We start from the raw sequence: 11,771 nt of genomic DNA on the forward strand, positions 1-11,771 counted from the left end.
CGTGCGGTCGACGAGGACGGGCACGACGACACACCCGGGGACCACCCCGGACACCGCGGGGCGCACGCGCCTGCGGCGAGGCACCCTCGCGGCCACGCTGGCCGCCGTCCTGGCCGGCACGCTCGCGGGCGCGACCGCCGCCGCGGCCGCCGAGCTCGACCCCCAGCTCGCGGCGACCGCGCACACCGCGGGCCGCGTCGCCGCGGCGGCCGACGGCTCCGCGCAGCTGTCCTGGCCCGGCGTGTACTTCGAGGGCCGGTTCACGGGCACCGGCGTCGGGGTGCGGCTGTCGGACTCCGCGGCCGACTGGGAGATCCAGATCGACGGCGCCCGCGTCGCGACGCTCGTCATGCCCGGGACGACGACCCGCTGGGTCGAGGGGCTGGCCGCCGGGACGCACACCGTGCGCGTGGTCAAGCGCAACGAGTCGCCGTGGGCGACCAGCACGTTCCGCGGGTTCGTCGCCGCACCGGGCGGTCAGGTGCTCACCGCACCCGCGCCCCGCGACCTGCAGCTCGAGTTCCTCGGCGACTCGTTCACGGCCGGCTACGGCAACGAGTCCACGTCCCGCGACTGCTCGGGCGACCAGGTGAACCGCACGACGAACGCCGACCGGTCGTTCGGGGCGATCGCGGCCCGGACGCTGGGCGCGGACTACCAGCTCAACGCGTTCTCGGGCCGCGGGCTCGTGCGCAACTACGCGGGCGGTGAACCGGGCACGAGCTTCCGCACGTACGCGGACCGCGCGCTGCTCGCCGTCGCGGGCGACGTGTGGCAGCGGCCCGCGAGCTGGACGCCCGAGGCCGTGGTGATCGGCCTGGGCATCAACGACTTCTCGACGCCCGTCGGCTCGGGTGAGCAGTGGACGGCGGCGTCGCTGCGCACCGCGTGGGTGCAGGCGTACCGCGAGCTGCTGACGAGCCTGCGCGCGAAGAACGCGGGCGCCTACCTCGTCGTGAGCGTCGCGGCGTCGGGCGGGACCGACCAGCGCACGCTCGGACGGCAGGTCGTCGACGCGGCACGTGCGGCCGGGGACACGCGCGTCGTGCTGTGGGACTACAGCGACGCGCCGCTCGACCTGCAGGGCTGCCACTGGCACCCGTCGCTCGCGGACCACCGCGTGCTCGCCGACCGGCTCGTCGCGCTCCTCGACCCGCTGCTCGACGACCCGCAGCCCACGCCCACCCCCACACCGACCGCGACACCCACTCCGACGACGACTCCGACTCCGACTCCCACGGTGACGCCCACCGCGACGGCCACCCCCACCCCCACCCCCACGTCGTCGGCACGCGGGTGCACCGCGACGCTCACGGTCGCTGGCACGTGGCCGGGCGGGTACCAGGCGACGCTGAAGGTCACCGCGGGCAGCAGCCCGATCGCCGGCTGGCGCGCGACGTTCGCGCTGCCCGCGGGCGGCTCGGTGGCGCAGGGCTGGTCGGGCGTGTTCACGCAGTCCGGCGCGCAGGTCACCGTGGCGGGGGCCGGCTGGAACGCGTCCCTGACCGCGGGTCAGTCCACCGAGGCGGGGTTCATCGGGTCCGGCCCGGCGCCGACGTCGACGACGACGACCTGCGCGGCGGCCGTCCCGGCGGCCTGACCGGGCCGCGACCGCGGCCTCACCAGACAGCCGCGGCCCGTCCGTTCAGCGGCGGACGGGCCGCGGCGTGAGCGCGGGCTCCTCGGGCTCGGAGAGCGACAGGATCGCGCCGACGACGCCCGGAGCTGCACGGATGCGCCGCTCGAGCGCGGCGAGCTGGTGGGACGCGGCGGTCTCCCCCGGCTCGCCCGTCAGGTCGACCGCCCCGGACAGGAACACCTGGCGCGCGCCGACGAGCTCGAGGCGCAGGTCCGTCACCCGGGCGACCTCAGGCTGCGCGGCGACGAGCGCGAGCGCGGCGTTCCACACCCCGTCGTCCACGACCTGCCCGACGAGGAACCGCCGGTTGCGCTCGATGAGCACGACCGCGACCACCCCCAGCAGGACGCCGACGAGGATCGACCCGACCGCGTCCGGCACCGCCGAGCCGGTGACCTGGTGCGCCGCGATCCCGGCAGCCGCGATCACGATGCCGACGAGCGCGGCCGCGTCCTCGAAGAACACCGCGCGCACGGTCGGGTCGGAGGTGCCCAGCACGTGCTCGAGCACGCCGCTCGAGCGTCGTCGGGCCGCCGCACTGGCCTGCCGGTGGGCCTGCAGGAACGAGATGCCCTCGAGGACGAAGGCGACGGCCAGCACCGCGTACGCGACACCGAAGTCGCTCGCGGGCTCGCCGTGGCGCAGCTCGGAGATGCCGTGCGTGACGGACACGCCCGCCCCGACGGCGAACAGCCCGATCGCGGCGAACAGCGACCACACGTAGACCTCGCGGCCGTGGCCCAGAGGATGGGTGCGGTCGGGCGGCCGCGCGGCCTTGCGCTGCGCGATCAGCAGGAACACCTCGTTGCCGGCATCGGCCCAGGAGTGCGCGGCCTCGGCCAGCATGGAGGCCGCACCGGTGACCACGGCAGCGGCGGTCTTGGCCACCGCGATGAGCAGGTTCGCGGCGAACGCGATCGCGACGGTGAGCGTGCTCTCGCCGCCGGAGCCCTCGTCGTGCTCGGTCAGGCCGGGGAGCGCGGCGGCGCCCGGACCAGGGGCCGGCGCTCCGGCCGGCGCGCCCGTCCCTGCGGCCTCGTCGGACGAGCCCGACGCGAGGGTCCCCATGCGGGCGACAGTAGCGACGCGTCGGCACGCGCGCGCGGCGTCCGTAGGCTGGCCCCGTGCCCCCCGCCACCCCCGTCGACCGCGACCTGTTCCGGCAGGCCGCCGCGCGCCCGCACGAGCCGCTGCGCACCTACCACCCGCGCCGCGCGTCGCTCGGGCGGGACCGCGGGGACGCGCTGGACCGGCTGTTCGGCCGCCTCGGGTTCTCGGTGCACGACGAGGCCGCCCCGTTCCCGCGCACCGCGGACGGGATGCTCGACGCGGCGGCGCTGTTCGGCCGCACCGCGCCCGTCGTCCTGGAGATCGGCCCCGGCATGGGCGAGACGACGGCGGCCATGGCGCAGGCCGACCCGGACCGCGACTACCTGGCGGTCGAGGTGCACCTGCCCGGCCTGGCGAACCTGCTGCTCCTGGCGGAGCGTCTGGGCCTGACGAACCTGCGCGTCGCGCACGGGGACGCGCTCGAGCTCGCGCGCACCGCGCTCGCACCCGGGTCGCTCGACGCGGTGCACGCGTTCTTCCCGGACCCGTGGCCCAAGGCGCGCCACCACAAGCGCCGGCTGGTCCAGCCCGAGCACGTCGCGCTGCTGCGCTCGCGCCTGCGGGTCGGCGGGACGCTGCACGTCGCGACCGACTGGGTGCCCTACGCCGAGCAGATGGTCGAGGTGCTCGCGGGCGACCCGGGCCTCGACTCCGCGGGTCCCGTCCCCCGGCCGGAGCACCGCCCGGTCACCAAGTTCGAGGCGCGCGCGCTCGCCACCGGCCGCGCGTCGACCGACGTGATCGCGAGGCGCCGCTCATGACCGACCGTCCCGACGATCGTGCGACGACGACCGCACCCGGCTTCCGCCTGGGGATGGTGCCGGGCGTGAACCCCGGCCGCTGGGTGCGCGTGTGGTCCGAGCGCATCCGCGACGTCCCGCTCGAGCTCGTCCCCGTGCCCGCGGCGGACGCCGAGCGCGCGCTGCGTGCGGGCGAGGTCGCGGCGAGCCTGCTGCGCCTGCCGGTGGACCGCGACGGGGTGGACGTCATCACGATGTACACCGAGGCCACCGTCGTCGTCGTCGCGAAGGACCACCTGTTCACCGCCGCGGAGGAGATCGCCGCGGCGGACCTGGCCGACGAGACGCTCGTCGTGCCCGCCGACGACGTGCTCGGCTGGTCCGACGCGCCCGGCGAGCGGTTCGCGGGGGACGCCGCGACGACCGACGAGGCGCTCGACCTCGTCGCCGCGGGCCACGCGGTGCTGCTCGCGCCGCACTCGGTCGCGCGCCTGCACCTGCGCCGCGGTCTGACGACCCGACCCGTGACCGACGCCCCCGGCTCGGCGGTGGGCCTCGCGTGGCTCGTCGACGCGTACGACGACCTGACGGAGGAGCTCATCGGCATCGTCCGCGGGCGCACCGCCGCGTCGTCCCGCGGCCGCGCGGGCGCCCCGTCCGACGGCGCGCCCGAGAAGCCGGCCCGGTCCGGGACCGGCAAGGGTGCCGGCAAGGCGGGTGCCGGCAAGACGAGCGCCGGCAAGGGTGGCGGGTCGAGCAGCGGCCGCAAGCCCACGGGCCGGTCGGCCGCGAAGGGCGGCTCGTCGGGCTCGGGCCGGCGCGGCACGTCGGGCGGGCGCCCGTCGGGACGCTCCGGGGGCAAGGGCCGCCGCTGACGCCCGGCCGGGTCAGCCCTGCTCGCGGCGCGCCTGCTCCGCGCGGCGGTCGGCCTCGCGCGCCTCGAGGCGGCGCTCCTCGCGGCGCACCTCCTCGAACGTCTGACGCTCGCGCACCAGCCACTGCGGCGGGTCGGCGACGAGCGCGTTGATCTCGTCGGTCGTCAGCGGGTCGGTCACGCCCGCACGCGCGAGCCCCGACGTCGAGACCCGCAGGCGGGCCGCGACGACGTTGCGCGGGTGCGGCCCGTTGCGGCGCAGCTCCGTGAGCCAGGCGGGCGGGTTGCGCTGCAGCTCCGCGAGCTCGTCGCGCGTCACCGTGCCCGTGCGGAACTCCTCGGGCGTCGCCGGCAGGTACACGTCGAGCTTGGCCGCCGCGGTGGACGGCTTCATCTCCTGGGTCTTCTTGGGCACGCGCCAACCCTACGCGTCACGTCCCACCCCACCCGCCGAGCGCGGACGGTTCGGCCCGACTGCTGACGCCGTGCGGGTGCAGCCGCTCACGGCCGTCCGCGCTCGGCGGGGTGGGCGGTGCGGGGATCAGGTGTGGGTGGAGTAGTGGGCGATCTTGTCGTCGAGCACGCGGACCGCGGTGCGGATGCGATCGGCCTGGTCGACGAGCTCGGCGCGGCGGCGGCGCAGGAACGCGACGCGGTCGTCCTGCCCCGCCTCGGAACGCAGGAGCTCGGTGAACCGCCGCAGGTCGGCGATGCCCAGCCCCGCGTCGCGCAGGCACGTGACGATGCCGATCCAGGCGACGTCGTCCTCGTCGTACCGGCGCTGCCCGCCGACCGAGCGCTCGATGGGGCCGACGAGCCCCTCCCGCTCGTAGTAGCGCAGCGTGTCGAGCGTCAGGCCGGTGCGTCGCGCGACCTCACCCGGTGCGAACCCCGTCATGCCCGCCATGCTCGCACCGGCCTCAGACGGCCGCGTCGAGGCGCGCGCGCACGTCGTCGGGCAGCTCGAGGTCACGCGCGGCCATCGCCTCGGTCAGCTGCGCGGTCGAGCTCACGCCGAGGATCGGGCTGATGCCCCGGGCGAGCAGCCACGCGAGGACCACCTGGTTGCGCGTCGCGCCGAGCTCGTCGGCGACGGCCGCGAGCGCGGCGAGCCGCCGGTGCGTGCCGGGGTGGTCGTAGCCCTCGGACAGCGGGCGGTCGTCGCGCACGTACGCGCCCGTGAGCAGCGGCGAGTACGCCCACACGTCGAGGCCCTGCGTGCGCGCGTGGTCGAGCTGGTCGCGCTCGGCGTGCACGTGGCCGCCCTCGGGGAGGGTCACACCGGGCCGGGGCCACACGTAGGAGTACCGCAGCTGGACCGCGCTGTACGGCTCGACGCCGAGGTCACGCGCGATCGCGCGCGCCTGCTCGACGCGCCACGCCGCGTGGTTCGACGCGCCGACACGCGCGACGGAGCCGTCCGCGACGAGCGCGCCGAACGCCGCGACGGTCTCGGCCGGCGGCACGGACCGGTCCTCCGCGTGCGCCCACAGCAGGTCCACCGAGTCGAGGCCCAGCCGGTCGAGCGACTGCGCGAACCCGCGCGCGATCGCGTCGGCCGACAGCCCCTCCGCGGACGAGGGCCACTCGTGCGGGACCAGCGGCTGGTGCCGCACCTTCGTCGCGAGCAGGACGCGCTCGCGCGCGCCGGGACGCGACGCGAACCAGCGGCCGAGCACGCGCTCGCTCTGCCCGCCGACGCCCGACGGGTCCGCCCAGAACGAGTAGCAGTTCGCGGTGTCGACCCAGCGGCCGCCGAGGTCGACGTACGCGTCGAGCAGGTCGGTGGACAGCGCCTCGTCGGCGCGCGTGCCGAAGTACATGGCGCCGAGCACGGGCTCGGCGGTCGTCGTCGGGACGTCGGGGTGCGTGCGGTCCGTCTGCATGGGACGAGCCTGCGACCTGGAGCGCGCTCCAGGTCAAGCCCCCGGGTTCCGTCGGCACCGTCGGGACGACGACGGACGCCCCCGCCCCCGGACGGGAGGCGAGGGCGTCCGTGCAAGCGGCGGTCAGCTGCCCGGCGGGACCGGGTGGGTGTGCCAGATGCCGTCGATGTAGTCGCGCATCGACCGGTCGGACGAGAAGAACCCGCCGCGCGCCACGTTGAGCACCGCGCGCCGCGTCCAGTCCTCGGTGTCGGCGTACGCCTCGTCGACCCGCGCCTGCGCGTCGACGTACGCCTGGAAGTCCGCGAGCGCGAGGAACCGGTCCTCGTTGAGGAGGTTCGAGACGACCGGCTCGAACACGGCGCGGTCGCCGCCCGAGAACGCACCCGAGGCGATGAGGTCGAGCGCGTGGCGCAGGTCCTCGTTCGTCTCGTAGTACGCCGACGGGTGGTACCCGCGGTCCACGAGCTCCGCGACCTGCGGCTCCGTCAGCCCGAACAGGAAGAAGTTCTCGTCCCCGACGAGCCGGCGGATCTCGACGTTCGCGCCGTCGTCCGTGCCGATCGTCAGCGCACCGTTCAGCATGAACTTCATGTTCCCGGTGCCCGACGCCTCCTTGCCGGCGAGCGAGATCTGCTCGGACAGGTCGGCGGCCGGGATGAGCGTCTCGGCGAGCGTGACGTTGTAGTTCGCCGGGAAGGCGACCGTGAGCCGTCCCTCGAGGGCCGGGTCGGAGTTGATCGTCGAGCCCACCGCGTTGATGAGGTGGATGATCTGCTTCGCGAGCACGTAGCCCGGAGCGGCCTTCGCGCCGAACGCGAACGTGCGGGGCGTGACGTCCTCGAGCCGGAGCTTGCCCGTCGTGACCTTCTCGTACAGGGACACGATGTGCAGGAGCTTGAGCGTCTGGCGCTTGTACTCGTGCAGGCGCTTGACCATGACGTCGAACATCGTGTCCGGGTGGACCTCGATGCCGTCGCGCGCCGCGAGCACGTCGGTGATGCGCCGCTTGTTGGCCTGCTTGACCTCGCGGAACCGGCGGCGGAACTCCGCGTCGTCCGCGAGCGGCTCGAGGCCGGACAGCTGGTCGAGGTCGGTGACCCAGCCGTCACCGATCGCCTCGGTGACGAGGTCCGACAGCCCCGGGTTCGACAGCTTGACGAACCGGCGCGGTGTCACGCCGTTCGTGACGTTGGTGAACTTGTCCGGCCAGTACCCCGCGAAGTCGTCGAGCACCTTGTCGCGCAGGAGCTGGCTGTGCAGCTCGGCGACGCCGTTGACCTTGGTCGCGGCGACGGTGGCGAGGTACGCCATCCGGACCGCGCGCACGGGGTACTCCGCGATGATCGACATGCGGCGCACGCGCAGCTCGTCGTTCGGGTACGTCTCACGCAGCTCGGCGAGGAACTCGTCGTTGATGCGGTAGATGATCTCGAGGTGGCGCGGCAGCAGCCGGCCGAGCAGCTCGACGGGCCACACCTCGAGCGCCTCGGGCAGCAGCGTGTGGCACGTGTACGCGAAGCACTGCTTCGTGACCGCCCACGCCTCGTCCCACTCCCAGCCCTTCTCGTCGACGAGCACGCGCATGAGCTCCGGGACGGCGATCACCGGGTGCGTGTCGTTGAGCTGGAAGACGATGCGCTCGGGCAGCCGGTGCAGGTCGTAGCCCTCGGGCAGCACCTGGTCGACGAAGTCCTTGATGGAGCACGCGACGAAGAAGTACTGCTGCTGCAGGCGCAGCTCCTTGCCCTGGGGCGTCGAGTCCTCCGGGTACAGGACCTTGGAGATGTTCTCCGCGAACGTCTGCGCGCGCACGGCCTCGGCGTAGTCGCCCGAGTTGAAGATCTGCAGGTCGAACGCGTGCGTCGCGCGCGCGCTCCACAGCCGCAGGGTGTTGACCCGGCCCTTGGCGTAGCCCGGGACCATGTAGTTGTACGGCACGCCCAGCACGGACCAGCCCGGCACCCACCGGCGCCGGACCACGCCGTCGTCGGCCTGGTACTGCTCCACGTGACCGCCGAAGCCGACGGTCACGGCGGCCTCGGGGTGGGGGAACTCCCACGGCGAGCCGAGGCGCAGCCAGTCGTCGGGCTTCTCGACCTGACGCCCGTCGACGAACGTCTGCTGGAAGATCCCGTACTCGTAGCGGATGCCGTACCCGATCGACGGGACGTTCATGGTCGCGAGCGAGTCGATGAAGCACGCCGCGAGGCGCCCGAGGCCGCCGTTGCCGAGACCGGGCTCGACCTCGGCCTCCCGCAGCTCGTCGAGGTCGATGCCGAGGTTCGCGAGGCCCTCGCGGACGATGTCCTGCAGGTCGGACGCGAGCAGCGCGTTGTCGAGCTGGCGGCCGAGGAGGAACTCCGCGGACAGGTAGGCGACGGACTTCGCCTGCAGCTCGGCCTGGCGGCGCAGCGTCTCGATCCACCGCGTCATGAGGTAGTGGCGCACCGTGCGCGCCATCGCCAGGTACTTGTCGTTCACGGAGGCGCGGGTCAGGTCGACGCCCTGCCCGAAGTTCAGCTCGCGCAGGAACTCCCTCGTGAAGCCGTCGACCGTGTGCTCGCGCGTGGCGATAGGGGGTGTCGTGTCTGCCGTCACAAGAGCCACCGTAACCACCATGTGTGTCTGTGCAATGACGAAAGTCCTTGCAATTCTTGCGAACATCGATGAACGGGCATCCAGATTCACCCGTACGGGTGACGCCTCATCGCCACGATACGCCCGTCCCCGACGAGGTCCTCGGCGAGGGACGCCGCCGCTCCTGTGCCGTCAGGCGGAGCCGGACACGGGCGGGCGGACGCCGGTCGTGGGCTTCACCCACCCGCGCGCCACGGCGAGGACCCCCGCCTGGAACCGGCTCTCCGCACCGAGGAGCTCGAACAGCGCCGCGATGTGCCGCCGGCACGTGCGCACGCTGATGCCGAGCCGGCTCGCGAGCACCTCGTCGGTCAGGCCGCGGCTCAGGCCCACGAGGATCGCGCTCTGCAGCTCCCCGAGCCCGTCGCACGCGTCGTGCCGCTCCTGCGTCTGCTCCGGGTGGAACGGCAGCGCCACCTCCCAGGCGGCGTCGAACAGCGACGCGAACGTCGCGACGAGGTCCGGGTCCCGCAGGACGAGCGCCGCGCGGTCCGCGGCGTCCCGCTGCCGCGCGACGAGCGCGAGGCTGCGGTCGAACACCAGCAGCCGGAACGGGATGTCGGGCAGCGTGCGGAACTGCGCGCCCAACGGCTCGAGCTCCGCCACGGTGCGCAGCGTCGGCACGTGCTCGCGGCGCCGGTGGTCGTAGAGAGTGCGACGGGCCACCCCCGCCTCGAGCAGCACGCGGTCCTTCGCGTTGGACTCCTCCGCACGCTCCACGCTCGTGCTGGCGCCCGGCAGCGCGATGAGCACCTCGGTGGACACACGGCGGCCCATGTCCATGAGCAGGCTCAGCACCGTCTCGGGGTCCTCGACGACCTCGACCCGCTCGGTCGCGACCGCGCTCTCGCGGGCCAGCCGGTAGGCGGGCAGCAGCGCCATGAGGTCACGGCGCCGGCCGGCGACCGACGCGCGCAGCTCCTGGATGCGCCGCTCGTCCGGGTCGACGAGCCCCGCGAGCGCGACGTCCGGAGCGGCCGCGACGAGCGCCTCGCTCCCGGCGTGCTCCGGGGTCAGCAGACCGAGGTCCAGCAGGTCGTGCCGCGCGGTCTCGATGTCGACGACACGGACCCCCAGGTCGACCGATGCGGACTCGACCGTCCACCCCGGGTTCTTCGTGACGTAGAGGAACAACGACGCAGCAGTCCCGCTCAGCAACCTGGCCCCCCTCGTGTCACAGGTCACACCGGGCCGTACTCTATGCCACCCGGGTGCGGCCGTGTGCTGCGCGTGCGGGCCGCGAGACCGGGGCCCGCACGCGCCGGGGTGCCACGGGTCAGGCGGTGCAGCTCGTCGTCGACGTCGTGCTCGAGCAGGTCGAGGTGCTCGACGACGAGGAGCAGGACGCGAGGATCGCCTCGGCCGCGTCCGCGTAGTCCGAGATCTCGAAGTTCTCCGACTCGAGCGCCGTGATCTCGCCGGACAGGTTCGCGATGTCGTTCGTGGTCATGATGACTCCTTCGGTTCGCCAGGGGTCCGTCCCCTGCCGACAAGACAACCGGTGCCGCCTCGCGAGTCGCTGTGCGCGCCGCTCACACACCGCTGTCACGGCGTGCCATCGACGTGTGAGCGGGACGGCGTTGACTGCTGGCATGACCACGCCTGCGCCCGCAGCCGCGCTCACCCGTGCCCTCGCGCTGTACCGGGACGTGCACGCGCACCCCGAGCTGTCGGGCGAGGAGGTGCGCACCGCGCGCGCCTTCGCCCGCACCCTCGGCGAGAGCGGGCTGCGCGTCGTCGGGGGCGTGGGCGGGCACGGCGTCGTCGGCACGCTCGACAACGGGCCGGGGCCGACGGTCCTGGTGCGGGCCGAGCTCGACGCGCTCCCGCTCCAGGAGGACACCGGCCTGGACTACGCGAGCACGGCCACGTCGTCGGGCGGCCGGCCGGTGATGCACGCGTGCGGGCACGACCTGCACCTCGCGGCGCTCGCCGGCGCGGCCGACACGCTCGCGCGGGACCGGTCCGGCTGGCGGGGGCGGCTCGTCGTCGTCGGCCAGCCCGCCGAGGAGACGCTCGAGGGGGCCGCCGCCATGGTCGCGGACGGGCTGCTCGACGTCACGGGACCCGTCGACGCGGTCCTCGCGCAGCACTCCGTGCCGCTCCCCGCGGGGATGGTGGCGCACGGCGGCGGGCCGGTGCTCGCCGGCAGCGCCACGCTCGCGGTGACCGTCCGGGGTCGGGGCGGCCACGCCGCGTCACCGCACCTCACGGTGGACCCCGCGGTCGTCGCCGCGTCGATCGTGCTGCAGCTCCAGACGGTCGTGTCCCGCGCGGCGTCACCCAGCGAGCCCGTGATCGTCAACGTCGGCCGCCTCCACGTCGACAGCCCGCCCAACGTCGTCGCCGACGTGGCCACCCTCGAGGTGACCGTGCGCGCCGTCGCCGAGACGACCCTCGTGCGGCTGGTGGAGCGCGTCCGCGCGATCGTCCACGCGCAGTGCGCGAGCGCGGGGTGCCCGGCCGAGCCGCTCGTCGTCGAGGTCGCCCGCTCGCCCGTGACGCAGCCCGACGCCGGCGTCACCGCCACCGTCCGCGACGCCCACGTGCGGCACCTGGGGGCCCAGCGCGTCACGTGGTGGCCGCCCTCGCTCGCCACCGAGGACGTCGCCCACCTCACCGCGGGTGGCGCGCCGCTCGGCTACTGGATGCTCGGTGCCGTCGGACCGGCCGCGTGGGCCGCGGCGCCCGGCACGAGCGCGCTCGAGAAGCTCTCGTCGCTGCCGGCCAACCACTCCCCGCGGTACGCGCCCGACGCGCCCCGCGCACTCGCGGCGGGCGTCGACGCGCTCGTCGTCGCGGTCCGCGCGCTCGCCACCGCCTGACTCGTCACGGCTCGAGCGGCACTGCCCGACGCACGACGACGGCCGAGGCATGCTGCT

General features: G+C 74.5%; 11 protein-coding genes. 4 read left to right on the forward strand and 7 right to left on the reverse strand.

Annotation, left to right across the window (positions count from 1 at the left end; all coding sequences use genetic code 11):
- Position 1: 1 nt before the first annotated feature.
- Positions 2-1,600 (forward strand): cellulose binding domain-containing protein, encoded by a 1,599-nt coding sequence (locus tag ACT17Q_RS14740; protein WP_444663351.1) that lies wholly within the window; start codon positions 2-4, stop codon positions 1,598-1,600.
- Positions 1,601-1,645: 45 nt separating this feature from the next.
- On the opposite strand, the gene ACT17Q_RS14745 is transcribed toward ACT17Q_RS14740, so the two are convergent.
- Positions 1,646-2,707 (reverse strand): cation diffusion facilitator family transporter, encoded by a 1,062-nt coding sequence (locus ACT17Q_RS14745; protein ID WP_444663353.1) that lies wholly within the window; start codon positions 2,705-2,707, stop codon positions 1,646-1,648.
- 56 nt (positions 2,708-2,763) lie between these two features.
- Between ACT17Q_RS14745 and trmB the strand changes: the two genes are divergently transcribed.
- Positions 2,764-3,510: a tRNA (guanosine(46)-N7)-methyltransferase TrmB gene (gene trmB / locus ACT17Q_RS14750; RefSeq protein WP_444663355.1), complete on the forward strand. Its 747-nt coding sequence runs from the start codon at positions 2,764-2,766 to the stop codon at positions 3,508-3,510.
- A complete protein-coding gene (locus ACT17Q_RS14755; RefSeq protein ID WP_444663357.1) occupies positions 3,507-4,364 on the forward strand; it encodes a LysR substrate-binding domain-containing protein in 858 nt (285 codons plus the stop codon). Before trmB ends, ACT17Q_RS14755 begins: the two co-directional genes overlap by 4 nt.
- Before the next feature lie 12 nt (positions 4,365-4,376).
- On the opposite strand, the gene ACT17Q_RS14760 is transcribed toward ACT17Q_RS14755, so the two are convergent.
- The 6 genes from ACT17Q_RS14760 to ACT17Q_RS14785 form a co-directional block, all read right to left on the reverse strand.
- Positions 4,377-4,757 carry a DUF5997 family protein gene (locus tag ACT17Q_RS14760; RefSeq protein ID WP_094182434.1) on the reverse strand — a complete coding sequence of 127 codons (381 nt, stop codon included), beginning with the start codon at positions 4,755-4,757 and terminating at the stop codon, positions 4,377-4,379.
- A 147-nt stretch (positions 4,758-4,904) separates the two neighbouring features.
- Positions 4,905-5,261, reverse strand: coding sequence for a MerR family transcriptional regulator (locus ACT17Q_RS14765; protein WP_444663358.1), 357 nt, complete (start codon positions 5,259-5,261; stop codon positions 4,905-4,907).
- Between the two features lie 22 nt (positions 5,262-5,283).
- A complete protein-coding gene (locus tag ACT17Q_RS14770) occupies positions 5,284-6,249 on the reverse strand; it encodes an aldo/keto reductase (protein WP_444663359.1) in 966 nt (321 codons plus the stop codon).
- 123 nt (positions 6,250-6,372) lie between these two features.
- Positions 6,373-8,871, reverse strand: a complete 2,499-nt coding sequence (locus tag ACT17Q_RS14775) for a glycogen/starch/alpha-glucan phosphorylase (protein WP_444663361.1) — start codon at positions 8,869-8,871, stop codon at positions 6,373-6,375.
- A 150-nt stretch (positions 8,872-9,021) separates the two neighbouring features.
- Positions 9,022-10,023: a helix-turn-helix domain-containing protein gene (locus ACT17Q_RS14780; RefSeq protein WP_094181691.1), complete on the reverse strand. Its 1,002-nt coding sequence runs from the start codon at positions 10,021-10,023 to the stop codon at positions 9,022-9,024.
- A gap of 142 nt (positions 10,024-10,165) precedes the next feature.
- Entirely contained in the window at positions 10,166-10,339 is a 174-nt protein-coding gene (locus ACT17Q_RS14785; RefSeq protein ID WP_094181690.1) for a thiazolylpeptide-type bacteriocin, read from the reverse strand.
- Positions 10,340-10,481: 142 nt separating this feature from the next.
- Here ACT17Q_RS14785 and ACT17Q_RS14790 point away from each other — a divergent pair, with 142 nt between their 5' ends.
- Positions 10,482-11,714 (forward strand): amidohydrolase, encoded by a 1,233-nt coding sequence (locus ACT17Q_RS14790; protein ID WP_094181689.1) that lies wholly within the window; start codon positions 10,482-10,484, stop codon positions 11,712-11,714.
- The last annotated feature ends 57 nt before the right edge of the window (positions 11,715-11,771 follow it).

The organism is Cellulomonas sp. CW35 (assembly GCF_052378485.1).
Lineage (GTDB): Bacteria > Actinomycetota > Actinomycetes > Actinomycetales > Cellulomonadaceae > Cellulomonas > Cellulomonas uda.